The organism is Kitasatospora sp. NPDC087861 (genome assembly GCF_044742585.1).
Lineage (GTDB): Bacteria > Actinomycetota > Actinomycetes > Streptomycetales > Streptomycetaceae > Kitasatospora.
In genome coordinates this window covers 199,629-225,638 of record NZ_JBIUUS010000007.1, presented here as the reverse complement: position 1 = coordinate 225,638, position 26,010 = coordinate 199,629, and the positions used below count along the sequence as shown (strand labels likewise).

The window sequence follows — 26,010 nt, the reverse complement described above, 5'->3', positions numbered from 1 at the left end:
GGCGGATTCGGCCTGCGGGCCCGCCGCTCAGTGCGGGACCAGGTCGGACAGGCTGTCGCCGAGCAACGCCCGCACCCTGCCGAGTGCACGGGTGCCCTGGGAGCGGACCGCACTGCTGCTCAGCCTGAGCATCCGGGCGGTCTCCTCGATGCTGCGGTCCTCCCAGTAGCGCAGCAGGAGCACCGCCCGGTCGCGGGGCGGGAGTTGGCCGAGCGCGTCCAGCAGGGTGAGCCGCAGCGCGGTGTCCGGGCCGGACGCCGCACCGTCGGGCAGGTTCGCGATGGGGCGCTCGCCGGTGCTCCGCCGACGCCGCAGACTGAGGAAGGTGCGGACCAGAACCGTCTGGGCGTAGGCCCCCGGGTTGTCCGCACCGGCCACCCGGTTCCAGTGCACGTACACCCGGCTGAGGGTTTCCTGGACCAGGTCCTCGGCAAGATGCGAGTCGCCGGCCGCGAGGACGTACGCCGAGCGGTACAGCGCCTTCGCCCTCGCGGCCACGAACTCCAGGTACTCATCCTCCTGTGCTGACTTCACTCGGTTCCCGCCTGTTCCCTTGTGCTGTGATCCCCGTGCATACCCCTCATGACTACGTGAGGCGTCGGGATGTCGCGCGGACGGGACGCCTTCTCCTTCACCGGGCGGTGCGGAGGCGGCGGCGGGCGGCGGGGGCGGGGTGTCAGCCGAGGAAGTCGACGCGGTCGATCAGGCCGTCCCGTACCCGGTAGGCCACCAGCACCCGGACCGGGTCGGCGGCCAAGCCGTGGGCGACCTCGTGGTCGACCACCCGGTCGCCCACGGTGAGCCGGCCGGCGATCTCGGCCCGGCACCGGCCTGCGGCGAACATGGGGCCGTACACGGCACGCAGGGCCTCCCGGCCGTGCAGGCTGCTGCCGTCGCGTCTGGTGATGGACACGTCCTCGGCGTAGGTGGCCACGAAGGCGTCGAGGTCATGATTGTTGTACGCGGCCAGTTGCCGATCGACCACAAGCGCTGGTTCACTCATGACTGCCGATCATGGCGGGCGCGGACCAGGGAGTCCAGCGCGAACCGGCGTTCGATGCCGACACGGCCGACCTGCACCGACGGCCCGGCACCGGGGCTTCTCCTGCGGATCCCGCCTACGGCCGGGGCCGATGCACGCGGCTGCTCTTCCCGTCGCCGCCGGAGCCGCCGGAGCTGTCGGAGCCGCCGAAACCGCCGGAGCCGTCGGAGGCCCGCGAACCGGGGAAGAGCCGGCCGAGGTGGTAGTGCAGGACCGCGGCCGCGTCCTGCGCCGTCCGCTGGCCGAGCAGGACGCTCAGGCCGAGGCCGGCGGAGGCCGCCAGCAGGACGACGGCCTCCTGACGGGCGTCCATGCGCGGATCGGTGTCCCCGGCCTGCCGGGCGGCGGTCAGCAGGCCGACCAGGAAGTCCTCCATCTCGTTGGGCGCCGAGAGGAACGACTGGCCGGCGAGTGCGGGGTCGGTGACGGAGAGCACCGCGTACTCGGTGTAGACGAGGTGGAAGGTCCGGCTCTCCTCGTCGGTCGGCACGGCTTCGAGCAGGACCGCCTCGATGATGTCGCGCGGAGCCGTCGAGGACCCGGCCGTCCTCACGCGGTCGCGGATCCGCTCGCCCATGCGGACGGCCAGGCGGGCCATGGCGGCGAGCAGCAACTGCTCCTTGGTGTCGAAGTAGTACTGCACGAGCCGTACCGAGACGCCCGCCTCGACCGCGACGGACCGCATGGTGACGGCGTGCAGCCCGCTGTCAGCGGCCGAGCGGAGCAGCGCGTCGATGATGTGGGCCCGCCGCTCCTCGTGATCCACCAGCTTCGGCATCGGGTTCCCTTCAAACGTTTTTATGGTACAAACATACCATCAAGTGCTGCTGTTTCGTGCATCTCGTGCACCGGGAGGGAACATGACCAGGACAGGCATCGGACACTTCGTCAGCGAGGAAGCCCGCGCGAAGTTCCTTGCGGCCTACGACCAGGCGATGGAGCTGTGGCCGAGTCCCCGCCGGGAACTCGACGTCGAAACCACCTACGGCACCGTCCACGTCCACCACTACGGACCCCAGAGCGGCGAACCGATCGTGCTGTTGCACGGCCACGCCGGACATCCCTCCAACTGGTACCCGCAGATCGCCGCCCTGGGCCGGCGCCACCCGGTCTACGCGATCGACACCCTCGACGACCCCGGCCGCAGCGTCCAACGCGCCGTCGCAGCCGGCTCCACGGAGAACGCGGCCTGGCTCAGCGAGGTCTTCGCCGGCCTCGGACTGGAACGGATCCACCTGGTCGGCCTGTCCTACGGCGGCTGGCTGACCCTCAACCAGGCCGTCCACGCACCCGAGCGCCTCGCGTCGATCGCGCCGCTGGACCCCGGCGGGATCGAGAAGGTCCCCGCACGGTTCTACGCCCACATGATCGGCGGCCTGTTCGCCATGCTCGCCCCGCGGCGTCTGCGCCCCGCGCTGGGACGGCTGCTCGCCAACCCCGCCCTCAGCTCACCACCCGAGATGATCGCCCCCCTGATGCTGGGCATGCGGACCTACAAGCCGAACACCCGCCCCGCGGCCAGGCCGTTCACCGACGAGGAACTGAGCTCCATCCGGCTGCCCGCCCTCGTCCTGGTGGGCAGCCGCAGCGCCCTGCTCCGGCCGCACCAGGTGCTGAAGAGGGTCACCGCGCTGATCCCGGGAGTCCGGGCCGAGATCGTGCAAGGAGCCGGCCACGGACTCAACCTGGAACGCCCCGACCTGGTCAATGAGCACCTGCTGCAGTTCATTGCCGACCCGGCTGCCGGCCCGGTCGCCGACCCGGCCGGCAGCCCGCGGCCTCGTCCGTCGCGCCCCCGCTGAGGTGGACGCTGCCCGGGGGCGCCGACCCCGGGCCCGGGCAGGCCCCCCGGTGCCTGCCCGGGGCCGGGGGCTACTGGGCGGGGATCGGGCCGAGGTAGGTGCCGCCGGAGGCGTCGATGGTCTGGCCGGTCACCCAGCGGCCCTGCGGGCCCGCGAGGAAACCCACCACGTCCGCGACGTCCTCCGGTTCGCCGATCCGTCCGAGTGCGGTGATCGATTCGATTTCGGTCAACGCCTCGGGGGCGGTGGAGAATCCGGCGGTCATGTCGGTGCGGATGACGCCGGGGTTGACGGTGTTCACGGTGATCCCGCGTCGGCCGAGCTCGTTGGCGAGCGGTGCGCCGAGGGCCGTCAGTGCCGCCTTGGTGACGGTGTAGCCGATCTGGATGGGGGTGGCGATCCGGGTGGCGGCCGAGGCGATGTTGACGATCCGCCCGCCGTCCCGCAGCAGTGGCAGGGCCCGTTGGATCACGAAGAGCGGCGTGCGCACGTTGACGGTGAGCAGCCGTTCGAACTCCTCCTCGGTGAGCTGTCCGATCGAGCCGATCGCGTGGATGCCCGCGTTGTTGACCAGGATGTCCAGACCGTCGGCGCCGTGGTCTCCGCCGTGGTCCGCGCCGTGCTCCGCGCCGTGCTCCGCGAGTGCGGCGGTGAGGCCTTCGAACAGCCGGTCCACCGCGCCGCTCTCGCCGAACCCGGACTGCACGGTGAAGGCCCGGCCGCCGGCCTTGGCGATCAGTGCCACGGTCTCCTCGGCGGCGGCCTGGTTGCTGCCGTAGTGGACCGCGACCAGCGCCCCGTCGGCGGCGAGCCGCAGGGCGACCGCGCGCCCGATCCCGCGCGAGCCGCCCGTCACCAGTGCGGTCCTGCCGTCCAGTTGTCCCACGATCGCCTCTTCCCTCGTGCCGCCCCGGCCGGAAGTCCGGGGCCGGTCTCCGGTTGTCACGGCCCGACGCCGGACATCCTCCATCCCTGCCCAGGGCCGGGCCGCCGATACCGCCCGGGTCTCGGGACTACCCGTCCAGGCGGCCCTGGTCCGGGTCGGTGCACCCCGTCGTCCGGCGCCGCAACCGTGCACGTCACGCCGGCGAGGTGATCGGTGGGCCGAAGTGCCGGGCGAAGAACCGGACCGCGCTGTCGGCCTCGAACCTGGGCAGCTCCTTGTGCTTGCCCGAGTTCACGTGCAGCGATTTCTCCTTCGAGGCGAAGGCGTCGAACAGCGCGAGGCCGGCCTCGCGCGAGATGTGCTCGTCGTCCCACTGCAGGTCGAACTCGATCGGGATGGTGATCTGCTTCGCCTTCTCGGCTAGGACATCGGGCCAGTGCTGGCCGAAGACCGCGGCCGTGATCCTGGGTTCGACTGCCACGAACGGTACGCCGATCGCGGTGCCCATGTTGATGCCCCAGAAGCCGACCAGCCCGTCGGTGCCGATCTCCGGGAGTTCCTGGAGAGCATCGAGGGTCGCCTGGTACTCGGGCACGGCGAGCTCCGCCAGGTGGTCGTTGTAGCGCACGACGATCGGGCCTTCCGGCTCGCCCGCCGCCCTCGCCCGGAACAGCTCGGCGATTTCCGCCTCGTCGTGCGCCGTGCGCGGCCGGTCGCCGTGACCGGGCGCGTCGATGACGGCGACGTGGAAGCCGCAGCCAGCCACGAGGAGGCGGGCTCGGCCGGCCATCGCCGGGTGCTTCTTGTGGTTGCCGCCGCCATGGGCCATCAGGATCAGGGGTGCGCGATCGGCCGCGTTGGAGGCTGGCGACCAGAGGACGCCGGGGACGCCGCCCACGATGAAGTCGCGTTCGAGCATGCCGTTCGACGACGACTCGGCGGTGAACTGCAGAGAGTGCATGGGTGTTGCCTTTCGGGAGTGCCTTGTTGGCGAGGCGCTCCCGGCGACGCCTACGTCAATCGCCGGCCGTGACGGGAAGGGGGAGCACCCACGTCGATACAGCGTTCATGGGTCTCACCTCCTCAGGCGGCGTCACGGTCGACCGAAAGCTACCAGCCCGGTGATCATCCCGCCAACCTTTTTCCTGCCACGTCATCACGACTCCAGGCACGCCCTGGCCACCACGGTAGGTGAGGAGCGGGAAGTCGACGAGACCGACTTTCCGTGCTGGAACGGCACGGCCCCGCCGCCCCGGGTGGGGCGGCGGGGCCGGGAGTTGCTGTCAGCGCGCGTCGAACTCGCCGGTGCGGACAGCCGAGACGAAGGATCGCCGGGCGGCGGAGGGGAAGAGGAGAGCCCGACCGCTGGGGTTCTTGGAGTCGCGGACGCCCTCGCCGACGGGCCCCAGCGCTACCGCGACCTGCGGCGGCGCCTGGCCGGCGTCGGCGAGAAGATGCTCACCCAGACCCTGCGCGCCCTGGAGCGCGACGGCCTGCTCACCCGCTCCGTCACCCCCACCGTCCCGGCCCGTGTCGACTACGCCCTCACCCCGCTGGGCCGCGACCTGCTCCCGCTGGTGCAGGCGATCAAGGCGTGGGCTGAGTCGCACCTGCCCGAGGTTCTCGCCGCGCGCGCCGACTACGATGATGGGCTGGTGAATTGACGGATCGTCAGGGATGTGGGGAGGTGAAGGCGGTGATGTCCGCCAGCGGCGGCCGGTAGCCGTCGGTGGTGTCCACGCACAGGCGCGGCGCGGGCAGGGACAGCGGGGTGAAGTCGTCCAGCAGGTTGCCCGCTCCGGGCGGGGCCGCGAGCAGGTCCCGGTCGGCGTGGGCGCTTCGGCGGCCGTCCGCTGCCAGGCGGGTCCGGAGTCGTTCGCGGGCCACCGCCGGGTCCACCTGGCAGTGCACGATGCGCAGTTCGGTGTGCGCGGCGAGCGGCGCGAGGCCGGGGCGCCACAGCCGGTCCTGGAACGCGGCCTCGGCGATCACGCTCACCCCTGCGCGCACCAGCACTCCCAGGACGTCGAAGAACGCCGCGCGCACCACCTCGTTCGGGTTCCCGGCGCGGGTGCCCGCGTGGACCAGGCCCTCCTTCAGCTCGTCCCGGCACACCGCCGGGCAGCCGACCGCCCGCGCCAGCGCGTGCGCCAGCGTCGTCTTCCCGCTGCCCGGCCCGCCGCTCACCACGATCAGCACCGCTCGTCCCCTTCCCGGCGCGGCCGGTGCGTGCCGGCCCTCGTCCCCATTCTCGGCGGGGAGGGGGCGGGGCTGGGCGTGTCGGTGGCGGGTGCGGCCGTTGTGGGGCCGGTGCGGGCCCCAGGCCCGGGCGTCAGGCGAGGGTGTGGTGGAGGCGGTCGGCGAGGGTGGGGTAGGGGCGGCAGTCCAGGACGGGCAGGTGGTGGGTGCGGGCCTGGTCGGCGAGCCAGGTCGAGTAGCGGGCGCTGACGGTGGCGCGGCGCTCCTGCGGGCCGCAATCCGGTTCCCGCCGGCCGTAGTTGGCGCTGATCCGGGCCGGGTCGCCCTCGTGCAGGAACACCGCGCGCACGCGGCGGCCCCGTCCGGCGGCCTCGGCGGCGATGCGGGCGGCGGCGGCCGGGGTGAGGTAGTCGCCTTCGACGATCGCGGGCACGTCGACGGTGAGGCGGTTGCGGACGACGCCGAGCAGAGCCGGTTCCAGGGCGCGGGCGGTGGCGATCTGCAGCTCCAGGACGCGGTCGGCGGGCAGCGCGTCGGGGTCGGGCAGGGCGTCGAAGTGGTGCAGGCCGGGGTGGCCCTCGGCGGTGGTGGCGGCGTGGAGGGCGGCGACGACGTCGTCGAACTCGACCACGAACGCGCCGCTGCACCGGGCGAGATGGGCGGCGGCGCGGCTCTTGCCGATGCCGGAGGCCCCGCCGAGCAGCAGGACGTCCCAGGCGGGCGCGCCGCCGTCCCCGCAGCCGCCTGCGTTGCTGCCACTGTCCCCGCAGCCGCCTGCGTTGCTGCCCCCGTCGTCGCTGTCGTTGCTGTGCATCCGGGCACGGTACCCGCCGGTCCGGGCGGGGCGGTAAGCGGTTTCGGGTGCGGGCGGGCTCTGAGGGGTGAGGGAGGTGTGCGGCTCCCCGGCCTGGCCCCCGGCGCCCGACAGCCGGCCCGGCCCGGTCCCGTCCGTCACCCGCGCCCGCTTGCCGCTGGCGTGGCGCGGGTGACGGGAAGCGGGGACACGGTCCTGGGGGCAGGCGGGTCAGTCGGCGTCCCGCAGCGGGCGGCGCACCGCCCAGGGCAGGACGAACCACAGCCCGGCGAAGATCAGCGCGACCACGCAGGTGATCGCCACGGCCGTGCCGCCCCCGAGGACGACGTCCAGCACCAGCAGGACGGCGCCGGTGAGCGCGCAGGCGAGCAGCAGCAGGCCCAGTTGGGCGACGTGGGCGGAGACCTTGACGATCCGCGCCTTGCCGGGGTGGTGGAACAGTCCGCGGTGCAGTGCCACCGGGGTGGCGAGCACGGCCGAGGAGATGACGGCCAGCAGCAGGGTGGTGACGTAGATGTCCTGCTGGCCGTCGGTGAGTTCGGCGAAGCGCGGGGTGAAGGCGACCCCGAGCAGGAACGCGAACACGATCTGCACGCCGGTCTGCAGCACCCGCAGCTCCTGCAGCAGCTCCACCAGCCGCCGGTCGGCCCGGGCTCCCGGGCTCTCCGGCCCGAACGCCGCCGGGGCGGCGGGCTGCGGATGCGGCTGCGACTGCGGCTCGGGTTCGGGCCGGGGTTCGGGCTGGGACGGCTGCGGGGTGCTGGTCATGTGTCACATTCTGCGCGCCCGCCGTGCGGTCAGCCGTCCGCGGCGCCCGGCCGGGTGCCGTCCAGGCGGTGCTGCCAGGTGGTGAGGAGGGACTGCAGGGCGGCGGACTCCTCGGGGGAGAGCAGGGCGAGCAGGCGGTGCTCGTTGCGCACGTGCGCGGTGAACGCCTCGTCGATCAGCCGCAGGCCGGCGTCGGTGAGGGCGACGACGCGCCCGCGCCGGTCGTCCTCGGCGTGGCGGCGGGTGACCAGCCCGGCGCGTTCGAGGCGGTCGATCCGCTTGGTCATCGCGCCGGTGGTGACCATGGTGTGGGCGGCGAGTTCGCCGGGCGCCCGCTCGTAGGGGGTGCCGGCGCGGCGCAGCGCGGCCAGGACGTCGAACTCGCCCTCGCTGAGGCCGTAGCGGGCGTAGACCAGGGTGAGTTCGCCGGTCAGGCGGGCGGCGAGGCGGTGCAGGCGCCCGATGACGGCCAGCGGGGAGACGTCGAGGTCGGGGCGTTCGCGCCGCCACGCGGCCTGGATCAGCGCCACGTGGTCGGCGTCCGGGCCCGGCTGGGTGCCCACGCCCGGATGGGCGCCCGAGCCTGCCGGGGTCCCCGTGCCCACCTGGGCGTGCTGGTGCTGGTGGTGCTCCATGGCGGCCATCCTACCGCCACTATCTTCCCGGGAAGATATATTGCCTTCCATGGAAGCCAATCTGCGGTGGGTCCTGCTGACCGCGGTCGCACCGCTCGCCTGGGGCGCCAACTACTACGTCACCCACGCCTACCTGCCCGCCGACCGCCCCCTGTGGGGCGCGGCCCTGCGTGCCCTGCCGGCCGGACTGCTCCTGCTGGCCCTGGCCCGCCGCCGCCCGCACGGACCCTGGTGGTGGCGCAGCGCCCTGCTCGGACTGCTCAACACCGCGGTGTTCTTCGTCCTGCTCTACCTCGCCTCCCACCTGCTGCCCACCAGCACCGCCGCCACCGTCATGGCCGCCTCCCCACTGGCGATGCTGCTCACCGCCTGGGCACTGGCCGGGCAGCACCCGCAGCGCGCCCACCTGGCCGGCGCGGTGGTGGGCCTGGGCGGGGTGGCGCTGACACTGCTCGGCGCCGGCGGCGCGGTGGACGGGGCGGGGCTGGCGGCCTCGGTGGCGGCCATGCTGGTCTCCTCCGTCGGGTACGTGCTGGCCGCCCGCTGGCGCGACGGCGCGGACCCGCTGGCCGCCACGTCCTGGCAACTGACCGCCGGCGGCCTGATGCTGCTGCCGGTCGCCGTCGTCGTGGAGGGCGCGCCCCCGGCGATGGACGCCCGCACGCTGCCGGCCTTCGGCTACGTCACGCTGGTGGCCACCGCGCTCGCCTTCGCCCTCTGGTTCGCGGGCCTGCGCCACCTGCCGGCCGGCACGGTCGGCCTGCTCGGCCTGCTCAACCCGCTCGCCGGCGTCCTGCTGGGCGTCGCGCTCGCGGGGGAGGGGCTCGGCGCGCGCCGGCTGTGCGGACTGGCCCTGGTCCTGGCCGGCGTCCTGCTGGGCCGCCCCCGCACCCGGCCGCCCGCACCCGCCGCCGAACCGACGGGCCGCGGCCGGAGCCCGGCGGTGCCGTCGGGGCGGCGGCCGACGAGTTAGCCGGCCCGGCCCGGGCGCGCCGCTCGGCCTCCGCGCCCGCCCGACCACCGGGCGGACCCTGGCGGCCGGTTCACCACGAGAGCGTCCGACTCCACGGCCCGGAGAACTCCATGGCCCGGAGAACGTCGCGGCCCGCAGAAGAGCGCCGCCGTACCGTGCCGAGCGGCCGGCCGTCGCGTGACGGCCCCCGCCAGGGGCGGGCGCGGCACCGAAAACCCGGTGCCGCGCCCGCCCCGGCTTCCCTACACTCGCCACGCAGACGCGCGCCGCCGCCCCGAGGGCCCCGGCGCGCTCCCGTGACGACAAGGTGAGAGGGAGGGACCGGCCGTGCCGAAGCGCAGCGCCGCCGCCGTCTCTCCCACGTCGCGGTACGAGGTGATCCTGGTGTCCCCGGCCCTCCGGTGCCCGCTGCGCGGCCGGCACCGGGAGACCGCCGCGACCGTCTGACCGCAAGGCCCTGCCACAACGGCCTTCCGTGACACCACATCTGACGATCCGTCGGCACCATCGCGCGCCCACCCCCCTTGACCCACGGGTCACTCCGAAAGGCACCGGGCCATGCGCACCATCAGCACCATCGCCGCCACCAACACCACCACCGCCACCATCGCCGCCGTCCGCAACCTCGGCATCCTCGCCCACGTCGACGCCGGCAAGACCACCGTCACCGAGCGGATCCTCTACCTGACCGGCACCACCCACAAACGCGGCGAGGTCCACGACGGCACCACCGTCACCGACTTCGACCCGCAGGAACGCGACCGCGGCATCACCATCTTCGCCGCCGCCGTCAGCTGCGCCTGGGACGGACACCGGATCAACCTCATCGACACCCCCGGCCACGTCGACTTCGCCGACGAGGTCGAACGCTCACTGCGCGTCCTGGACGGCGCCGTGGCGGTGTTCGACGCAGTGGCCGGCGTCGAACCGCAGAGCGAGTCGGTCTGGCGCCAGGCCGAACGGCACGGCGTGCCCAGGATCGCGTTCGTCAACAAACTCGACCGCGCCGGCGCCGACCTGGACACCGCACTCGCCTCCATCCGCGAGCGCCTGCACCCGCTCCCGCTGGCCGTCCAACTGCCGATCGGCGCCGAGGACGCCTTCACCGGCGTCGTCGACCTGCTCCACCTGCGCGCGCTCACCTGGCCGGACGGCCAGGCGGACATGCGGCAGGGCCCGGTGCCCGCGCACCTCGCCGACGAGGCGACAGCCCGGCGCCGCGCCCTGGAGGAGAACGTCGCCGAACTGCACCCCGGCGCCCTGGAGGAGTTCTGCTCCCGCGGAACGCTCAGCGCCGCCACCCTGGCCGCCGCCCTGCGCGACCTCACCCGCACCGGCGAGGCCGTCGTGGTGCTGTGCGGCTCCGCCTACCGCAACCGCGGCATCGAACCGCTCCTGGACGCCGTCGCCGCCTACCTGCCCTCCCCGCTGGACGTCCCACCCGTACGCGGCGCCCGCACCACCACCGACACCACCGAGGAACAGCGCGCCCCCGACCCCCACCAGCCCTTCACCGCCCTGGCGTTCAAGGTCAACGCCGCCCCCACCGGCCGCCTCACCTACCTGCGCATCTACGCCGGCACCCTGCACCGGGGGGACACCGTGCTGGACACCACCACCGGACGCACCGAACGCGTCGCCCGCATCCTGCGCGTGATGGCCGACCGCCACACCGAGACCGACCACGCCCTGGCCGGGGACATCGTCGCCGTGATCGGCCCCAAGGCCGCCCGCGTCGGCGCCACCCTGTGCACACCCGCCCGCCCGATCCTCCTGGAGGCCCCCGTGAGCGCCGAACCGGTGGTCACCGTCGCCGTCGAGGCCCGCCACACCGCCGACACCGACAAACTCGCCACCGCCCTGGCCCGCCTGACCGAGGAGGACCCCTCGCTGCGCCTGCGCACCGACCCCGAGACCGGCCAGCGCACCCTCTCCGGCCTGGGCGAACTGCACCTGGAGGTCGCGGTGGAGAAGATCCGCCGCGACAACGGGATCGACGCCGTGGCCGGCCGCCCACAGGTCGCCCTGCGCGAGCGCCTGGTCGAGGGCGTGTCCGGCTTCGTCTACCGGCACGCCAAACAGGACGGCGGCGCCGGCCAGTTCGCCCACCTCGTCCTCGACGTCCAGCCCATCCAGCCCGTCCAGCCCGACCAATCAGCCCACCCCGCCCGACACGACACCACCGAAGAGGACTTCGTGTTCACCTCCACCGTCACCGGCGGACGGGTCCCCCGCGAGTACGTGCACGCCGTCGAGGCCGGCTGCCGCGACGCCCTCGCCGAGGGCCCGCTCACCGGCCACCCCGTCACCGGAGTCGCCGTCACCCTCACCGACGGGGCGACCCACCCCAAGGACTCCTCCGAACTCGCCTTCCGCACCGCCGCCCGCCTGGCCCTGCGCGAGGCCCTGCGCACCGGACGGCTGCACCTGCTGGAACCGCTGGCCCAGGTGAACGCCACCGTCCCCGAGGACGCGCTCGGCGCCGTACTCGGCGACCTCGCCGCCCGCCGCGGCCACGTCCAGGCCACCACGACAGCCGGCACCGGCACGGCGCAGGTCACCGCGCTGGTACCGCTGGTCGAACTCTTCGGCTACGCCACCCGGCTGCGCAGCCGCACCCAGGGCCGCGGCACCTTCACCACCCGTCCGGCCGGCTACGCCCCGGCACCGACGGCGTGAGCACCGGCCCGCCCCCTGCCACCCCGGCAGGGGGCGGGCGTCCCGCAGTCCTGCGCAGGCCGACCGCCCCCGCCCTCAGGCCGACCACCCCGCCCAGCTGCGCGGCGTCGTCGCCCGCTGCCCGTAGGCTGGGCGGGCCGTCACCGGCACAGACCGTCACCAGCACTGACGAACAAGACAGAACGGGCAGGGGCATGCAGTTCGACGACCAGGGCGACCTCGACACCTCGCAGGTGGACGACCGGCGCGGGATCCCGGGCGGGAAGGTCGCCATCGGCGGCGGGGCGGTGGGCCTGATCGCGGTGCTGTTCGCGGTCGTCCTGGGCGTGGACCCCCAGCTGCTGGGCCTGTCCTCCGGCGGCGGCGCCACCAGCTCGGGCGGCGCGCACACCGCCGGCGAGGCGCAGCAGGCCTGCAAGACCGGCGCGGACGCCAACAAGCGCCAGGACTGCCGGATCGTGGCGGTCACCAACAGCCTGCAGGACTTCTGGCGCACCGAGCTGCCGCGGCGCACCGGCATCGCCTACCGCAACGCCGAGACGGTGCTGTTCACCGGTCAGGTCTCCACCGCCTGCGGCCCGGCGACCTCCGCCGTCGGTCCGTTCTACTGCCCCGGCGACCGGAAGGCCTACTTCGACCTCGGCTTCTTCAACGAGCTGTCGGCCCGCTTCGGCGCCAAGGGCGGGCCCTTCGCCGAGTCCTACGTCGTCGCGCACGAGTACGGCCACCACATCCAGACCCTGACCGGCACCATGCAGAAGGTGGGCAACGACCGCCAGGGCGCCAACAGCGCCGCCGTGAAGCTGGAGCTGCAGGCCGACTGCTACGCCGGGGTGTGGGCGCACCACGCCACCACCACCCCGCAGCCCTCCACCGGCCGGCCGCTGATCGCCTCCCTCACCGACCAGGACATCGCCCAGGGCCTGGACGCGGCCGCGGCCGTCGGCGACGACCGGATCCAGAAGCAGGCCACCGGCCGGGTCAACCCGGAGAGCTGGACGCACGGTTCGGCCGAGCAGCGCAAGACCTGGTTCACCACCGGCTACCGCACCGGCGACCTCGCCCAGTGCGACACCTTCAGCAAGCTCTAGCCGAGTCTTTCCGAATACGGTCAGTGGCCAAAGGCGGTCAGTGAGCGGCTGACCGCCTGACCGGTCGACCCCTTTCGGCAGCCCGTTGCCCGGTGGGGGCAGGACCGGGACCGCGGCCGGACGCGCGCGGGGCGCGGCCAGGTACCGGAGCAGGTCTCGCTCCTGACGTCGGTCGGGTCAGGCCGCGATGGCGACGTCGGCCCAGTGGATGGCGTGTCCGGGCTCCGCGCGGTCGCCGTGCGCGGCAGTGAGCTGGTCGATGATCTGCAGGCCGCGGCCGTGCTCGCCGCGGGTGCGGCTGGCTGCCCAGGCGCTCTCCGTGACGGCAGGGCCTCCGTCGCGGACTTCGATGTGCACCCGCCGGGTGCCCGGGTCGCGGCTCAGTTCGAGGTGCAGTGGCGGCTGAGCGTGCTCGACGGCGTTGGTGACGAGTTCGGAGACGGTCAGCAGGACCGAGTCGGCCGCCTCGTCGGCGACCCGCCACTGTGCGAGGACCACTCGGGTGATCGTGCGGGCTGCTTTGGCGGCTTCCGGGCAGTGCGCCAGGGGCCAGGCGTGGCCCGGTGCCCGCGTGCGCCGCACGGCGGCCTGCCGCGGGGAGACGGTCGGGCCATAGGTGGAGGTCACGGTCATCACCTTCTTCCGGCACCGGGGTGGCGCCTTGGCTGTGACCAGAACCGTTAACGATCCACTTCCCACCTATATCACCCAGATATATAGACAGTCAATATAGATGAGTGATATAGGTGGAGATATGGATGAGACACCCGAAGAGGGTCTCCAGGAGGTGGCGGCGGAGCTGAACGAGCTGGCCACCGGGCTGGTCAGGCATCTTCTGTCGGACCGGCAGGGCATGAGCCTGACCACCGCCGCGGCACTCGGCCGGCTGGAACGGGAAGGTCCGATCCGGCTGACCGCGCTGGCCGCGGCGGAAGGCATCGCCCAGCCGTCGATGACCGCACTGGTCCAGCGACTGGAAGGCCAGGGCCTGGCATCGCGGTCGACGGACCCCGCCGACGGGCGGGTCTGCCTTGTCGCCACCACGGATGCCGGGCGTGACCTGCTGGCCGAGCGCCACCGCGCGCAGCGAGCCCGGGTGGCCGCTCTGCTGGCCACGCTGCCCGAGCAGGACGTGCAGGCGCTGAGCGAGGCCATGCACACGGCCCTGCCCATCGTCCGGCGCATGCTCCGCGGCGCATCGGCTTCCTGACCCCGGAGACACGCTCCTCGGCGCCTCCTCCTGCAGACGGCAGGACCTGCTCCGCTGCCCCGTCGCGCCGCGCGCGCCGGGCCCCGATCCTGGCACCTGCCCTCCTGTCGGACTTCCGAAAGGGCGGAGAACCATGAGCACCATCTCGGCACCCGGCACCGACGTCCCGCCGGCGGAGACGCCGGACTACCCCATGACCCGGGCAGCCGGCTGCCCGTTCGACCCGCCGCCGGCCCTGCACACCCTGCAGACCGAAGCCCCGATCAGCCGGGTGCACCTGTGGAACGGCACCACCCCGTGGCTGGTCACCCGCTACGAGGACGTGCGGGCCCTGCTGGCCGATCCACGGATCGGCTCGGACAGCACCCACCCGCACTACCCCCACCAGAGCCCGGCCGCGAAGGAACGCCGCAGGCAGTCGCGGACCTTCATCACCATGGACGATCCGGAACACGCCCGACTGCGCCGGATGGTCACCGCAGCCTTCTCCATCAAGCACGTCGAAGCACTGCGGCCGGCCATCCAGAAGATCGTCGACGATCTGATCGACGCCATGCTCGCCGGCCCCAGGCCGGTGGACCTCGTCCAGGCGTTCGCGCTGCCCGTGCCGTCACTGGTGATCTGCGCGCTGCTCGGCGTCCCGTACGCCGACCACGACTTCTTCCAGACCAACAGCAGGATCCTGGTCAGGAGCACCACCACCCCGGAGCAGGCGCGGGCGGCTACTCAACTGCTGCTCGACTACCTGGACCGGCTGATCGGTGACAAGCTGACCCACCCGACCGACGACCTGCTCTCCACGCTGGCCGAGCGGGTCCGCGCCGGTGAGATCTCCCGGCACGAGGCGGCCAGCATGGGAATGCTGCTGCTGATCGCCGGGCACGAGACGACGGCGAACATGATCGCGCTGGGCACCCTGGCCCTGCTGCGGCACCCGGACCAGCTGGCCCGGGTGAGCGCGAGCGACGATCCGAAGCCGATCGCCTCGGCGGTCGAGGAACTCCTGCGCTACCTGACCATCGTGCACAGCGGACGGCGCCGAGTGGCCCGGGAGGACATCGAGATCGGCGGGGTCACCATCCGCGCCGGCGAGGGCGTCGTCCTCGCCAACGACATCGGCAACCGCGACCCCGCCGCCTTCCCCGACCCCGACCGGCTCGACGTCGACCGCAACCCCCGCCACCACGTGGCCTTCGGCTTCGGCGTCCACCAGTGCCTGGGCCAGCCGCTGGCCCGGGTCGAACTGCAGGTCGTCTACAGCACCCTCTACCGCCGCATCCCCACCCTGCGGCTGGCGGTGGGCCTCGACCAGATCCCGTTCAAGCACGACGGGACCGTCTACGGCGTCTACGAGCTGCCCGTCACCTGGTGACCGCGGCCACCTGCCAAGCAGGGGCCAAGTGCCAAGCAGACAAGGAGAGTTCCGATGAAGGTCATCGTCGACCAGCACAAGTGCGTCGCCTCCGGCCAGTGCGTACTGACCGCACCCGAGGTGTTCGACCAGCGCGAGGAGGACGGCATCGTCGTCCTGCTCACCGAGACCCCGCCCGAGCACCTGACGGACGACGTCCGGCAGGCCGCCACCCTCTGCCCGGCCCAGGCGATCTGGCTGGCGGAACAGGGGAAGCAGGAGGGCGAACGGTGAAGCGGATCGCCATCGTCGGGGCCTCGGCCGCGGGCCTGACCGCCGCCGAGACCCTCCGCGGCCGCGGCTGGGACGGCCACCTCACCCTGATCGGCGACGAGCCCCGTCCGCCCTACGACCGGCCACCGCTGTCCAAGCAGATCCTGACGGGTGACCGGCCCGCCGAACGAGTCGTCCTGCGCTCCCCGCACGATCTCGCGCGCCTGGAGGCCGACCTGCGCCTCGGACAGCCCGCCACCGCCCTCGACGTCGCGCACCGCCGGGTGCACCTGGGCGCCGGCGAGACCATCCGCTTCGACGCCCTGATCATCGCCACCGGCGTGACCCCCCGCCGCCTGCCCGACAGCGACCTGGCGGGAGTCCACGTCCTCCGCACCCTCGACGACGCCCTCGCCCTGCGCGCCGCACTGCTCGCCGGGCCCCGGGTGGTCGTGGTCGGTGCCGGCTTCCTCGGCACCGAAGTCGCCGCGGCAGCCCGGACCATGGGCCTGCAGGTGACCCTGGTCGAACCGGAACCGGTCCCGGTGCGCCACCCCTTCGGCGACCGCATCGGCGCGCTCGTCGCCGACCTGCACCGCGTCCACGGCACCCGCCTGCGCTGCGGGACCCCGGTGCGCCGACTGCGCAGCACCGGCGGCCAGGTGACCGGAGTGGAACTCGGCGACGGCACCACGCTACCGGCCGATGTCGTCGTCATGGCCGTCGGCTCCGCACCCGCGACCGGCTGGCTGACCGGCTCGGGCCTGAGCCTCGCGGACGGAGTGGTGTGCGACGCGTGGTGCCGGGCCGCACCCGGCATCTACGCCGCCGGCGACGTCGCCTCCTGGCACAACACCCACTTCGCCACCCGCATGCGGCTCGAACACCGGACGAACGCCGCCGAACAGGCCGTCGCGGCAGCCGGCAACCTGCTCGGCGACGCCATCCCGTTCGCCCCCGTTCCCTACTTCTGGACCGACCAGTACGACACCAGGATCCAGGCGTACGGCATCTTCCCACCCGACGCGGACCTGCGCGTCATCTCCGGCGACCCGTCCAACGGCCGCTTCACCGCCGCCTACGGCCACCAGGGAGTGGTGACCGGCGTGCTCGGCTGGAACGCCCCCCGCGAACTGCGCACGCTGCGCCGACTGGTCGTCGAGCGCGCGCTCTGGACCACCGTCACGGACACCGGGCCGTGTCCTCCACTCGCTGGTGATCGTTGCCGGGAGAACATACGACCTCGAACACTTGGGGTGTACTCATGACATCCGCTTCCCCTCGTCAGCGACCGATTCGCGTCGGCGTCGTGGGTCTGAGCGCGCGCGGCGGGTGGGCGGCCACCGCCCATGTGCCGGTACTGACCGGGCTCGACGGATACGAGCTGCGGGCCCTCAGCGCCAGCAGCGCCGCATCGGCGCGCGCGGCCGGCGAGAAGTACGCGGTACCGCTGACCTTCAGCAGCGCGGAAGGACTGGCCCGCAGCGAGGAAGTCGACCTCGTGGTCGTGACGGTGAAGGTGCCGCACCACCTCGAACTCATCCGACCCGCGCTCGAGGCGGGAAAGACGGTGTTCAGCGAGTGGCCGCTCGGTGCCGACCTCGCGCAGGCCGAGGAACTGGCCGACCTCGCGCACCGCAGGGGACTGCTGACGGCCGTCGGCCTGCAGGCCCGGTCGGCCCCACCGCTGCGGTACCTGCGCGACCTGGTCGCCGAAGGCTACGTGGGGCGGGTGCTGTCGACCAGCATGCTCGGCTGGGGCGGGCCCTGGGGCGCCACCTACGACGACGACCACGCGTACGTGCTGGACGTCACGAGCGGCGCCACCCTGCTGTCGATCCCCTTCGGGCACTCGGTCGACGCGCTGACCATGGTGCTCGGCGAGTTCCGCGAGGCATCGGCGCACATCGAGAACCTGCGCCCCGAGGTCACCCACGTCACCAGCGGGGCGGTCGCGGCCAAGAGCACCGAGGACCAGATCGCCGTGACCGGTCTGCTCGAATCGGGGGCCGTGGCCACGATGCACTTCCGCGGCGGCACATCCCGCGCCACCGGGTTTTATTGGGAGATCAACGGCACCCAGGGCGATCTCGTCGTGAAGGCCGACCACGACCTGTGGTGGATGGGGCGGCTGCGCCTGTCCGGCGCCCGGGGCGACGACGGCGGCTTGGCCGAACTCCCGGTCCCCGCCCGCTACCAGCGGTCGCTGACACACTGGACCGAGCGAGCCGCCGAGCCCGCCTACAACGTCGCCCACGAGTACGCGCTGCTGCGCGAGCAGATCACCGGGAGCCTCGCGCCGGGCGCGGACGGCGTTCCCGACTTCCGGCACGCCGTCCGGCGGCACCGCATGCTGGAACAGATCCGAGAGGCGGCACGGACGGGCCGGAGGACCACGCTCGCACCCTGGGGCCCGTAAGCCCCTTGCAGCGCGGCGGCGCGCCCCTGTCAGATGTCAGGGACCGCCGCCACGGCCGCCTTCCTAGGCTGCTGAGCACGGGCCGGACCGCACGTCAGGCCGCTCACCAGCCAAGGGAGAACCACCCATGCGCAGGATCACCCACGCCGTCGCCGCCCTCGCCCTCGCGACCGCGGCCCTGACCGCCCTGGGCACCGGCAGCGCCGGCGCCGCCGACGGCTCCTGGGCGGGCTGCCCGTCCGGCGCCGTCTGCGTCTACCCGCAGAACCAGAACCCGGCCTCCAGCCCCAGCGACGTGTACTGGAGCTACGGCGCGCACAACCTGAGCAACCAGAACGGCAACCACTGGGTCCTCAACAACCAGAGCGGCGGCGCGCACGCCCACCTGTGCCGGGGCTCGGGCGGCAGCGACTGCGTCTACGACATCGCGGCGCAGAACGGCGTCTGGTACGACCTGGGCCCGATCAACTCGATCACCCTCGACCGCCCCTGACCCACCGCCACCACCCGTACCACCGGCACCACCACCGGCACCACCACCGCACAGGGGGCGCCCGCCGCACGGGGGACCGGCGGGCGCCCCCGCCGTCCTGACGCTCCATCATGCTGATCGACTCTTGAACGGCGGGCCCCGCTACGGGTCCCGCCGTTCCGTCATTTGGAGCTTCCTCCAGGTTTCAACTCCCCATCAGTGTTCATGAAGATAACGAGTCGAGGCGCATTTCCCGGAGTCTGACTTTACTTATTGACGTCATGTACGCGTTCAGGTTTAACTCCCCCCACCCCGCCGCAGAGCCGCGGCGACGTCAGGGAGAGGCACCCCTATGAACGCAGCACTGCGTCGCGTCCTCATCGCCACCACCGGCATCTCACTGGCCCTGTCCATGGCCGCCTGCGGCAAGGCGGGCGGCGACAAGAAGGACGCGGCCGCCTCCGGAGACGGCAAGTCCATCGGGCTGCTCCTACCCGAGAACGCCTCCTCCACCCGCTACGAGTCCTTCGACCGCCCCTTCATCGAGGCCAAGGTCGCCGCCCTGTGTGCGGACTGCAAGGTCCTCTACAACAACGCCGAGGCCAGCGCCGCCAAGCAGAAGCAGCAGTTCGACACCCTCCTCGCTCAGGGCGTGAAGGTGATCATCCTGGACCCCTACAACGCCAAGTCCACCCAGGGCTGGGTCCAGGAGGCCGCCGCCAAGGGCGTCAAGGTCGTCTCCTACGACCGCCTGGCCACCGGACCGGTCGCCGCCTACGTCTCCTTCGACAACGAGAAGGTCGGCGAACTCCAGGGCCAGGCCCTCGTCGACGCCCTCGGTTCGCGGGCCTCCGACGCCAACGTCGTCATGATCAACGGCGACGAGGCCGACCCCAACGCCGCCGACTTCAAGACCGGCGCCCACAAGATCCTCGACACCAAGGTCAAGAAGATCGTCTACGAGCAGTCCGGCCAGTGGGACGCCACCGTCGCCGGGCAGAAGATCGGCGCCGCCGTCACCGAGCTCGGCAAGAACGGCTTTCAGGCCGTCTACTCCGCCAACGACGGCATGGCCGGCGCCATCATCACCCAGCTCCAGGGCGCGGGCGTCAAGGTGCCCGTCGGCGGCCAGGACGCCGGCCTCGACGCGATCCAGCGCATCGTCAACGGCGACCAGGCCTTCACCATCTACAAGGCCTACCGCCCGCTGGCCGACAGCGCCGCCGAACTGGCCGTCGACCTCCTGAAGGGCAAGGACGTCAAGACCGTCGCCACCGCCACCGTCGACAGCGCCACCGACAAGGGCATCCCCGCCAAGTTCCTGGACGCCAAGGTCGTCACCAAGGCCAACATCGCCTCCACCGTCGTCGCCGACGGCCTCTACAAGGTCTCCGACATCTGCACCGCCGACTACGCCGCCGCCTGCGCCGCCGCCGGCCTCAAGTAGCCGTCCGCAGGCAGCCCGCCCCGGGTCCAAGTCCACCACCGCAGAAGAAGGTTCACGTGACAGGCGCACCCGTCCTCCAGCTGCGCTCGGTCTCCAAGCGCTTCGGTGCCGTCCAGGCCCTCACCGACGTCGACCTCGACGTCCACCCCGGCGAAGTCCTCGCCCTCGTCGGCGACAACGGCGCCGGCAAGTCCACCCTCGTCAAGACCATCGCCGGCGTCCACCCCGTCGACGAGGGCACCATCACCTGGCACGGCCGGCCCGTGCGCCTGACCCGCCCGCAGGACGCCCAAACCCTCGGCATCGCCACCGTCTACCAGGACCTCGCCCTGTGCGACAACCTCGACGTCATCGCCAACCTCTTCCTCGGCCGCGAGAAACGCCGCCGCGGGCTGCTGGACGAGGTCGCCATGGAGCAGCGCGCCCGCGAACTCCTGGACACCCTCGCCATCCGCATCCCCGACGTGCGCACCCCCGTCGCGGCGCTCTCCGGCGGCCAGCGCCAGGTCGTCGCCATCGCCCGCGCCCTGGTCGGCGAACCCGCCCTCGTCATCCTGGACGAGCCCACCGCCGCCCTCGGCGTCGAACAGACCGCCCAGGTCCTCGACCTCGTCGAGCGCCTGCGCGAACGGGGCCTGGGCGTCATCCTCGTCAGCCACAACATGGCCGACGTGCGCGCCGTCGCCGACACCGTCGCCGTCCTGCGCCTGGGCCGCAACAACGGCGTCTTCCCCGTCGCCGGTACCACCCAGGAGCAGATCGTCTCCGCCATCACCGGAGCCACCGACAACGCCCACGCCCGGCGCCAGGCCCGTCACGCCGAGGAGGAGGACGCCGCATGACCACCCCCAGCACCCCCGCCGACACCCCCGCGGCCCCCGGCGCCGACCCGGTGGCCCCCGGGGCCGACCCCCGCCTGCACACCCGGGCCGCCGGTCCCGCCGGCTACCTGGACGCCGCCCGCCGCCGCCTGGCCGCCGGCGAACTCGGCTCCCTGCCCGTCGTCGTCGGCCTCATCCTGATCGCCGTCATCTTCCAGTCCGTCACCGGCCACTTCCTCCAGGCCGACAACCTCACCAACATCACCCGCTTCATCGCCGGCCCCGGCCTCATCGCCGTCGGCGTCGTCTTCGTCCTCATCCTCGGCGAGATCGACCTCTCCCTCGGCTCGGTGGCCGGCGCCAGCGCCGCGCTCGCCGCCGTCCTCGCCGTGCGCCAGGGCGTCAACGAATGGATCGCGGTCCTCGCCGCGCTGGCCGCCGCCACCGTCATGGGCCTGCTGCACGGCCTCTTCTTCGCCCGCGTCGGCGTGCCCGCCTTCGTCGTCACCCTCGCCGGCATGCTCACCTGGAGCGGCCTGCAGGAGTACGTCCTCGGCGACCTCGGCACCGTCAACAACCGCCACGGCGGCCTCATCGCCACCCTCGACACCACCTTCCTCGGCGACGGCGACATCGCCTACGCCTGGGCCCTGGCGGTCCTCGCCCCCGCCCTCTACCTGCTCGCCCACCTGCGCACCGCCCGCCGCCGCACCGCCGCCGGCCTCACCGCCCGCCCCGTCGCCGACACCGTCATCCGCACCGGCGCCCTGGCCGTGCTCACCCTCGCCACCGCCTACGCCCTCAACCAGGACCGCGGCCTGCCGCTGCCCCTGGTCGTGCTGGTGGGCGTGGTCGTCCTCACCGACTTCGTCCTGCGCCGCACCCCCTACGGGCGGCAGATCTTCGCGGTGGGCGGCGGCGTGGAGGCGGCCCGGCGTGCCGGCGTCAACGTGGCCCGGGTGCGGATCTCCGTCTTCATGCTGTCCGCGTTCCTGGCCGGCCTGGGCGGGCTGTTCTACGCCTCCCAGCAGGGCTCCGCCGACAAGCAACTGGGCGGCGGCAACGTCCTGATGAACGCCATCGCCGCCGCCGTCATCGGCGGTACCAGCCTCTTCGGCGGCCGCGGCAAGACCTGGTCGGCCCTGCTGGGCATCCTGGTCATCCAGTCCATCACCACCGGCCTGGACATGGTCCACGCCGCCCAGGCCATCCAGTACATGATCACCGGCGCGGTCCTGCTCGCCGCCGTCGTCCTGGACTCCCTCTCCCGCCGCACCCGTACCGCCGGCGGCCGCACCTAGGAAAGTCCGAAAGGCCTGGCCTGGCCCCCGCAGCACCGCGGGGGCCAGGCCAGGGAACGCGGGGGTCGTCCCGCCAGCGAACCCGCTGCCGGCCACTCCACGTCATTGGCCCGGGACTCCAGACCTCCCCTTCGACCGGCGACACCGAGCCGAGAGGTGGACGAGCGCATGGGGCGGATCTCCGTGTGACCCAGATAACACATTACACGACACATGTGTCGTGTAATGTGTCCGATATGAGCACTATCGAGAAGGTTCCGACCCTCGTCTTCATCCCCTGCTTCTCCGGCGCCCCGTGGAGCGCCGAGCAACTCGCCCCCTACGGGGAGCTGCCCAGACGCACGCTGCGCCTGCCCGAGGGCGTGAACGACATCGAGCGCTACGCCGACTTCGTCGAGAACGCGGTCGCGGACCTCGACGACTACGTGCTGGTCGGCGACTCGTTCGGTGCGAACATCGCGCTCGCGCTGGCCACCCGCCGCCCGCAGGGCCTGCGCGCCCTGGTCGTGTCCGGCGGATTCGCGGCCAATCCGGTCGACTCGAAGCCGTGGAAGGCGCTGGCGCAGGTGATGGGCAAGGCCCGCGGCCTGTTCTACCGGCAGTTGACGCTGCGAGCTCACGCCCACCGCCTCGCCTCCCCGTTCGACGGCGAGGGGCAGGTGCCCTGGAGCGAGGCGCGCAGCCGCGAAGTGTTCCTCGCCAACACCCCGGCCGCCTCCTTCGGCGCGCGCGTGCAGGCCGTCCTCACCGCCGACTACGTCGAGGTGCTCGGCCAGGTCCAGGTCCCGACCCTGATCCTGACGCCCTCGCACGACGTCCTGATCGGAGAGAACGCCTCCAAGATCATGCTCGCGGGCATCCCCGACGCCCGGGAGGTGGTGCTGCCGCGCACCGGCCACATGTTCCGCTTCTCCCACCCGGCGACCTACGCCACCGCGGTCAAGGACTTCCTCACCGCCGTCCTGCCGACCACCCGGCAGGCCGCCGGTGCGTAAGGCCGAACACCTCCGCTTCGCGATCCTGGCAGCCCAGCGCGAAGGCAACCGGCTGCTGATCCAGGCGCTCAAACCCCACGGCATCACCCCGTCGCAGGCCGAGGTGCTGCGCCTGCTCCAGCAGCACGGCACCTTGAGCCTCAACGGGCTCGGACAGCTCCTGGTGTGCGAAAGCGGCACCAGCCCCAGCCGGCTGGTCGAACGCGCCGTCATGGCCGGGCTGGTCGAGCGCCGCACCGACGCCGAAGACCGCCGTTACCTCCAACTCAGCCTCACCCCCGAGGGCGAACGCCTGGCCACCGCGGTCGCCAGGATCGAAGAGGACCTCTACGCCTCGATCGACGCCGCCTCCGCCGGCCTGGACACTGACGCCGTCCTCGAGTTCCTCCACGGATTCATCGACACCCTGCCTTCGGGCGAGGCCCTCAACAAACGCCTCAACCTCGACTGACGCCACGCACCGCACGGGACCCAACGGCAGCGCGCCAAGGGAAGGAGCGACCGTGCGCCAGGTGGCGAAGCTGTCGTCGTACGAGCCGTGGATGACCGGGACGTTCGTCTGCTCCGAGGCGTTCTGGGCGAACGACCGCGTAGGACTGCGCGACCCCGGCGCCACCCAGTGCTGAGAAACCGCTGGGCATCGGTTCGGCCTTGACCTACGATCGCGCGAATGATCACTCATGGAGCGATACTCGACACCGCCCTCGCCCGGATCACCGCTGGTTACGTGTTCCCCGAGAAGACGGCGGCCATTGAAGCGGCGATCCGGAACCGGCTGGCGGAAGGCGCTTATGCGGGCCTGGACGAGCGGGGGCTGTGCGATCGGGTCACGGAGGACTTGCAGGGGGTGTGTCCGGACAAGCACCTGCGGCTGCTGTGGAGCGAGGAGCCGCAGTCGATGGACGAGGAGCCGGAGGACGTCGCCCGGGCCCGGTTCGAGCGGTACGCCCGGGAGAAGAACTACGGCATCCGGCGGGCAGAGCAGCTCGACGGCAACATCGGCTACCTCGATCTGCGCATGATTCCCCCGGCCGGGATGGGCGGTCCCGCGATCGCCGCTGCGATGCAACTGGTCGCTTCCACCGAGGCGTTGGTCATCGACCTGCGGCAGTGCAGCGGCGGTTCACCGGAGGGCGTGCAGCTGTGGTGCAGCTACTTCTTCGCTGACGACGAGGTGCACCTCAACGACATCTACGACCGGGCTACCGACTCCACCCGCCAGTACTGGACCCTCGGGCACCTCGCCGCGCCGCGCTATTCGGACCGGCCGGTGGCGGTGCTGACCAGCGACTTCACGTTCTCCGGTGGGGAGGAGCTGTCGTACAACCTGAAGGTGCTCAAGCGTGCGACGCTGATCGGGCAGACGACGCGCGGTGGCGCCCACCCGACGGCCCGTATTCCTGTTGCGCCGCATGTGACGGTGACCGTGCCGGCGGCCCGCTCGATCAACCCGGTCACCGGCACCAACTGGGAGGGCGTTGGCGTAGAGCCGGACGTGGCGGTTGCCGCCGAGGACGCGCTGGAGAAGGCACTGGAACACCTTCGCGCGTAGTCGAGTCCCCCGGCTGCTCAGTCCTGCGCAGCCGGGGGACTGGCTATGGCCCCGGCCGACCGCGTGTCCGTCCACTGCGAGTGCGAGGCGACAAGGCTTATTCCTCCCGCGCCAACCGGGCCTACCTGCGAAAGCGGGGAATCCGCTGCACGATCCCGGAGCCTGCCGACCAGGCCGCCAACCGCAAGCGGCGCGGGAAGACCACGTCTGGTTCGCCTCGGTGGCCGTCACGGTGTGCGGGGCGCGAACTCCCGCAGCCGACGGTCAGATGCGGTCAACGTGGTTCCATGCGTGGCCATGGGGCGCGCGTGGTGAGGCGTACTGACAGGCGGCCCCCATGGGGCCCGGGCCGCCTGCTCGCCCCGCATCCGTCCGATAATCGGTTGCCTTGCCGGGGACCCTCCCCGAAGGTGAGGCAGTGATCAAGACCGACGACAGGCCGCCGATCGACGCGGCCCGCTGGCTGTACCTCTACGAGAACGACTGCCCCGCCCCGGCGGCGGCCGAACTGCCGGCCCTCGCCACCGAACTGGCCGAGGCCCTCCGCCACCCCGACCCGGATATCCGCGACGGCGCTCCCTACGTGGTGCTGCGGACGTGGATCCAGCGGGACGTCATCGACAAGCCGCTGCGCGCCCAGCTGGGTACCGTGATGGCCGACCGGTTCGACGACCCCGAGATCCAGGCGCGCACCTTCGCCCCGCTCGTGCTCGGCATGATCGTCGGTCGCGGCGACTTCGACCCAGCATGGCTCGCCGCCTTCCGACGCTGGTTCCCGGCCGAGGCGGACCTGCGCGGGTACGACCCCAAGCTCGGCTGGCTCCACGCCGTCGCGCACGGCGCTGACCTGCTGGGCGCCTTCGGGCTCCATCCGGAGGTCGACCCGAAGGAGATGCTCGCGCTGGCGGCGGAGCGGCTCGTGGTTCCGACCGACGGGCTCTTCGCCCAACAGGAGGACGACCGGCTCGCCCAGGGCGTCGCCCGCACGCTCACCCGGCCGGAACTGTCCGAGGCCGAGGCCGTCGGCTGGCTGGACGCGATCGAGACAGACTTCGCCGCCGGCCGGCGCGGCGCCCCCACCGTGGCCGCGCACACCTCCAACGCCATGCGCACGCTGCGGATGCTGTACCTCCTCGCCGACACCGGGGTCCGGATCGACGGCGCCCCCGCCCCCGGGCGCCCGCCGCACGCGGAGGCGCTGAAGCGGCGTCTGACGGAGGTGCTGGCCCTGACCTTCCAGGGGGCGTGACGGGCGGGTGTCACCGCGTGGTGAGGTACGT

The 26,010-nt window shown here is 72.5% G+C and carries 28 protein-coding genes and 3 pseudogenes; 20 read left to right on the top strand and 11 right to left on the bottom strand.

What is annotated here, in order from left to right:
• Window positions 1–27 precede the first annotated feature (27 nt).
• The 3 genes from ACIOJE_RS13560 to ACIOJE_RS13550 all read right to left on the bottom strand — a co-directional run bounded on the left by ACIOJE_RS13560 (window position 28) and on the right by ACIOJE_RS13550 (window position 1,820).
• Window positions 28–534 carry a SigE family RNA polymerase sigma factor gene (locus ACIOJE_RS13560; protein WP_400775936.1) on the bottom strand — a complete coding sequence of 169 codons (507 nt, stop codon included), beginning with the start codon at window positions 532–534 and terminating at the stop codon, window positions 28–30.
• A 142-nt stretch (window positions 535–676) separates the two neighbouring features.
• On the bottom strand, window positions 677–1,003 hold the full coding sequence (locus ACIOJE_RS13555; RefSeq protein ID WP_400775934.1) for a nuclear transport factor 2 family protein: 327 nt from the start codon (window positions 1,001–1,003) through the stop codon (window positions 677–679).
• A 115-nt stretch (window positions 1,004–1,118) separates the two neighbouring features.
• The gene (locus ACIOJE_RS13550) at window positions 1,119–1,820 is read right to left on the bottom strand and encodes a TetR/AcrR family transcriptional regulator (protein ID WP_400775932.1); all 702 of its coding nucleotides are present in this window, start codon (window positions 1,818–1,820) and stop codon (window positions 1,119–1,121) included.
• Window positions 1,821–1,902: 82 nt separating this feature from the next.
• Here ACIOJE_RS13550 and ACIOJE_RS13545 point away from each other — a divergent pair, with 82 nt between their 5' ends.
• Window positions 1,903–2,844 (top strand): alpha/beta fold hydrolase, encoded by a 942-nt coding sequence (locus ACIOJE_RS13545; RefSeq protein ID WP_400775930.1) that lies wholly within the window; start codon window positions 1,903–1,905, stop codon window positions 2,842–2,844.
• A 70-nt stretch (window positions 2,845–2,914) separates the two neighbouring features.
• Here the strand turns inward: ACIOJE_RS13545 and ACIOJE_RS13540 are convergent, their stop codons facing one another.
• From ACIOJE_RS13540 to ACIOJE_RS13530, 3 genes are all read right to left on the bottom strand, one after another.
• Window positions 2,915–3,730, bottom strand: coding sequence for an SDR family oxidoreductase (locus ACIOJE_RS13540; protein WP_400775927.1), 816 nt, complete (start codon window positions 3,728–3,730; stop codon window positions 2,915–2,917).
• A gap of 193 nt (window positions 3,731–3,923) precedes the next feature.
• The gene (locus ACIOJE_RS13535; RefSeq protein ID WP_280677654.1) at window positions 3,924–4,691 is read right to left on the bottom strand and encodes an alpha/beta hydrolase; all 768 of its coding nucleotides are present in this window, start codon (window positions 4,689–4,691) and stop codon (window positions 3,924–3,926) included.
• 322 nt (window positions 4,692–5,013) lie between these two features.
• Window positions 5,014–5,139 carry a DUF397 domain-containing protein gene (locus tag ACIOJE_RS13530; protein ID WP_280677839.1) on the bottom strand — a complete coding sequence of 42 codons (126 nt, stop codon included), beginning with the start codon at window positions 5,137–5,139 and terminating at the stop codon, window positions 5,014–5,016.
• Here ACIOJE_RS13530 and ACIOJE_RS13525 point away from each other — a divergent pair.
• A pseudogene (locus tag ACIOJE_RS13525) lies at window positions 5,110–5,394 on the top strand (winged helix-turn-helix transcriptional regulator); the annotation flags it as partial. The gene ACIOJE_RS13530 and the pseudogene ACIOJE_RS13525 sit on opposite strands and share 30 nt — an antisense overlap.
• Before the next feature lie 7 nt (window positions 5,395–5,401).
• On the opposite strand, the pseudogene ACIOJE_RS13520 reads toward ACIOJE_RS13525, so the two are convergent.
• From ACIOJE_RS13520 to ACIOJE_RS13505, 4 genes and pseudogenes are all read right to left on the bottom strand, one after another.
• A pseudogene (locus tag ACIOJE_RS13520) lies at window positions 5,402–5,935 on the bottom strand (AAA family ATPase); the annotation flags it as partial.
• Between the two features lie 127 nt (window positions 5,936–6,062).
• Window positions 6,063–6,743: an AAA family ATPase gene (locus tag ACIOJE_RS13515; RefSeq protein WP_400775923.1), complete on the bottom strand. Its 681-nt coding sequence runs from the start codon at window positions 6,741–6,743 to the stop codon at window positions 6,063–6,065.
• A 210-nt stretch (window positions 6,744–6,953) separates the two neighbouring features.
• Window positions 6,954–7,511 (bottom strand): DUF6328 family protein, encoded by a 558-nt coding sequence (locus ACIOJE_RS13510; protein ID WP_280677649.1) that lies wholly within the window; start codon window positions 7,509–7,511, stop codon window positions 6,954–6,956.
• 29 nt (window positions 7,512–7,540) lie between these two features.
• On the bottom strand, window positions 7,541–8,146 hold the full coding sequence (locus ACIOJE_RS13505; RefSeq protein WP_280677647.1) for a MarR family transcriptional regulator: 606 nt from the start codon (window positions 8,144–8,146) through the stop codon (window positions 7,541–7,543).
• Window positions 8,147–8,195: 49 nt separating this feature from the next.
• Between ACIOJE_RS13505 and ACIOJE_RS13500 the strand changes: the two genes are divergently transcribed.
• The 3 genes from ACIOJE_RS13500 (at window position 8,196) to ACIOJE_RS13490 (ending at window position 12,889) form a co-directional block, all read left to right on the top strand.
• Entirely contained in the window at window positions 8,196–9,119 is a 924-nt protein-coding gene (locus ACIOJE_RS13500; protein WP_400775919.1) for a DMT family transporter, read from the top strand.
• 558 nt (window positions 9,120–9,677) lie between these two features.
• Complete coding sequence (fusA, locus tag ACIOJE_RS13495) at window positions 9,678–11,798, top strand: elongation factor G (RefSeq protein ID WP_400775916.1); 2,121 nt, start codon at window positions 9,678–9,680, stop codon at window positions 11,796–11,798.
• 194 nt (window positions 11,799–11,992) lie between these two features.
• Entirely contained in the window at window positions 11,993–12,889 is an 897-nt protein-coding gene (locus ACIOJE_RS13490) for a neutral zinc metallopeptidase (RefSeq protein ID WP_400775913.1), read from the top strand.
• Window positions 12,890–13,066: 177 nt separating this feature from the next.
• On the opposite strand, the gene ACIOJE_RS13485 is transcribed toward ACIOJE_RS13490, so the two are convergent.
• Window positions 13,067–13,516, bottom strand: coding sequence for an ATP-binding protein (locus ACIOJE_RS13485; RefSeq protein ID WP_400775910.1), 450 nt, complete (start codon window positions 13,514–13,516; stop codon window positions 13,067–13,069).
• 127 nt (window positions 13,517–13,643) lie between these two features.
• On the opposite strand from ACIOJE_RS13485, the gene ACIOJE_RS13480 reads away from it, so the two are divergent.
• From ACIOJE_RS13480 to ACIOJE_RS13410, 15 genes and pseudogenes are all read left to right on the top strand, one after another.
• Window positions 13,644–14,099 (top strand): MarR family winged helix-turn-helix transcriptional regulator, encoded by a 456-nt coding sequence (locus ACIOJE_RS13480; RefSeq protein ID WP_280677637.1) that lies wholly within the window; start codon window positions 13,644–13,646, stop codon window positions 14,097–14,099.
• Window positions 14,100–14,232: 133 nt separating this feature from the next.
• Window positions 14,233–15,471, top strand: a complete 1,239-nt coding sequence (locus ACIOJE_RS13475) for a cytochrome P450 (RefSeq protein WP_400775907.1) — start codon at window positions 14,233–14,235, stop codon at window positions 15,469–15,471.
• A 54-nt stretch (window positions 15,472–15,525) separates the two neighbouring features.
• Window positions 15,526–15,744: a ferredoxin gene (locus ACIOJE_RS13470; RefSeq protein ID WP_400775905.1), complete on the top strand. Its 219-nt coding sequence runs from the start codon at window positions 15,526–15,528 to the stop codon at window positions 15,742–15,744.
• Window positions 15,741–16,991 (top strand): NAD(P)/FAD-dependent oxidoreductase, encoded by a 1,251-nt coding sequence (locus ACIOJE_RS13465; RefSeq protein WP_400775902.1) that lies wholly within the window; start codon window positions 15,741–15,743, stop codon window positions 16,989–16,991. Before ACIOJE_RS13470 ends, ACIOJE_RS13465 begins: the two co-directional genes overlap by 4 nt.
• A complete protein-coding gene (locus ACIOJE_RS13460) occupies window positions 16,988–18,142 on the top strand; it encodes a Gfo/Idh/MocA family protein (RefSeq protein WP_400775899.1) in 1,155 nt (384 codons plus the stop codon). Before ACIOJE_RS13465 ends, ACIOJE_RS13460 begins: the two co-directional genes overlap by 4 nt.
• A gap of 127 nt (window positions 18,143–18,269) precedes the next feature.
• Complete coding sequence (locus ACIOJE_RS13455) at window positions 18,270–18,635, top strand: hypothetical protein (RefSeq protein WP_280677627.1); 366 nt, start codon at window positions 18,270–18,272, stop codon at window positions 18,633–18,635.
• Between the two features lie 331 nt (window positions 18,636–18,966).
• Window positions 18,967–20,061, top strand: a complete 1,095-nt coding sequence (locus tag ACIOJE_RS13450) for a sugar ABC transporter substrate-binding protein (protein WP_400775895.1) — start codon at window positions 18,967–18,969, stop codon at window positions 20,059–20,061.
• Between the two features lie 56 nt (window positions 20,062–20,117).
• The gene (locus ACIOJE_RS13445; protein WP_400775892.1) at window positions 20,118–20,903 is read left to right on the top strand and encodes an ATP-binding cassette domain-containing protein; all 786 of its coding nucleotides are present in this window, start codon (window positions 20,118–20,120) and stop codon (window positions 20,901–20,903) included.
• The gene (locus tag ACIOJE_RS13440) at window positions 20,900–22,183 is read left to right on the top strand and encodes a sugar ABC transporter permease (protein WP_400775889.1); all 1,284 of its coding nucleotides are present in this window, start codon (window positions 20,900–20,902) and stop codon (window positions 22,181–22,183) included. The genes ACIOJE_RS13445 and ACIOJE_RS13440 overlap by 4 nt, the downstream gene beginning before the upstream one ends.
• 236 nt (window positions 22,184–22,419) lie before the next feature.
• Window positions 22,420–23,178, top strand: coding sequence for an alpha/beta fold hydrolase (locus tag ACIOJE_RS13435; RefSeq protein WP_400775886.1), 759 nt, complete (start codon window positions 22,420–22,422; stop codon window positions 23,176–23,178).
• Window positions 23,171–23,629, top strand: a complete 459-nt coding sequence (locus tag ACIOJE_RS13430) for a MarR family winged helix-turn-helix transcriptional regulator (protein WP_400775883.1) — start codon at window positions 23,171–23,173, stop codon at window positions 23,627–23,629. Before ACIOJE_RS13435 ends, ACIOJE_RS13430 begins: the two co-directional genes overlap by 8 nt.
• Window positions 23,630–23,681: 52 nt before the next feature.
• A complete protein-coding gene (locus ACIOJE_RS13425; protein ID WP_348534089.1) occupies window positions 23,682–23,804 on the top strand; it encodes a hypothetical protein in 123 nt (40 codons plus the stop codon).
• A gap of 101 nt (window positions 23,805–23,905) precedes the next feature.
• Window positions 23,906–24,730, top strand: a complete 825-nt coding sequence (locus tag ACIOJE_RS13420) for a S41 family peptidase (RefSeq protein WP_400775879.1) — start codon at window positions 23,906–23,908, stop codon at window positions 24,728–24,730.
• A gap of 53 nt (window positions 24,731–24,783) precedes the next feature.
• Window positions 24,784–24,927 (top strand): annotated as a pseudogene (locus ACIOJE_RS13415) (IS5/IS1182 family transposase); the annotation flags it as partial.
• Window positions 24,928–25,148: 221 nt separating this feature from the next.
• Window positions 25,149–25,979, top strand: a complete 831-nt coding sequence (locus tag ACIOJE_RS13410) for a DUF2785 domain-containing protein (protein WP_400775876.1) — start codon at window positions 25,149–25,151, stop codon at window positions 25,977–25,979.
• Window positions 25,980–26,010: the final 31 nt, after the last annotated feature.

Bases quoted from the DNA above. Each gene is read 5' to 3' on its own strand.
- ACIOJE_RS13555 (WP_400775934.1), bottom strand. From the start codon at position 1,003: ATGAGTGAACCAGCGCTTGTGGTCGATCGGCAACTGGCCGCGTACAAC.
- ACIOJE_RS13550 (WP_400775932.1), bottom strand. From the start codon at position 1,820: ATGCCGAAGCTGGTGGATCACGAGGAGCGGCGGGCCCACATCATCGAC.
- ACIOJE_RS13545 (WP_400775930.1), top strand. From the start codon at position 1,903: ATGACCAGGACAGGCATCGGACACTTCGTCAGCGAGGAAGCCCGCGCG.
- ACIOJE_RS13535 (WP_280677654.1), bottom strand. From the start codon at position 4,691: ATGCACTCTCTGCAGTTCACCGCCGAGTCGTCGTCGAACGGCATGCTC.
- ACIOJE_RS13515 (WP_400775923.1), bottom strand. From the start codon at position 6,743: ATGCACAGCAACGACAGCGACGACGGGGGCAGCAACGCAGGCGGCTGC.
- ACIOJE_RS13510 (WP_280677649.1), bottom strand. From the start codon at position 7,511: ATGACCAGCACCCCGCAGCCGTCCCAGCCCGAACCCCGGCCCGAACCC.
- ACIOJE_RS13505 (WP_280677647.1), bottom strand. From the start codon at position 8,146: ATGGAGCACCACCAGCACCAGCACGCCCAGGTGGGCACGGGGACCCCG.
- ACIOJE_RS13500 (WP_400775919.1), top strand. From the start codon at position 8,196: ATGGAAGCCAATCTGCGGTGGGTCCTGCTGACCGCGGTCGCACCGCTC.
- fusA (WP_400775916.1), top strand. From the start codon at position 9,678: ATGCGCACCATCAGCACCATCGCCGCCACCAACACCACCACCGCCACC.
- ACIOJE_RS13490 (WP_400775913.1), top strand. From the start codon at position 11,993: ATGCAGTTCGACGACCAGGGCGACCTCGACACCTCGCAGGTGGACGAC.
- ACIOJE_RS13480 (WP_280677637.1), top strand. From the start codon at position 13,644: ATGGATGAGACACCCGAAGAGGGTCTCCAGGAGGTGGCGGCGGAGCTG.
- ACIOJE_RS13475 (WP_400775907.1), top strand. From the start codon at position 14,233: ATGAGCACCATCTCGGCACCCGGCACCGACGTCCCGCCGGCGGAGACG.
- ACIOJE_RS13470 (WP_400775905.1), top strand. From the start codon at position 15,526: ATGAAGGTCATCGTCGACCAGCACAAGTGCGTCGCCTCCGGCCAGTGC.
- ACIOJE_RS13460 (WP_400775899.1), top strand. From the start codon at position 16,988: ATGACATCCGCTTCCCCTCGTCAGCGACCGATTCGCGTCGGCGTCGTG.
- ACIOJE_RS13455 (WP_280677627.1), top strand. From the start codon at position 18,270: ATGCGCAGGATCACCCACGCCGTCGCCGCCCTCGCCCTCGCGACCGCG.
- ACIOJE_RS13450 (WP_400775895.1), top strand. From the start codon at position 18,967: ATGAACGCAGCACTGCGTCGCGTCCTCATCGCCACCACCGGCATCTCA.
- ACIOJE_RS13440 (WP_400775889.1), top strand. From the start codon at position 20,900: ATGACCACCCCCAGCACCCCCGCCGACACCCCCGCGGCCCCCGGCGCC.
- ACIOJE_RS13435 (WP_400775886.1), top strand. From the start codon at position 22,420: ATGAGCACTATCGAGAAGGTTCCGACCCTCGTCTTCATCCCCTGCTTC.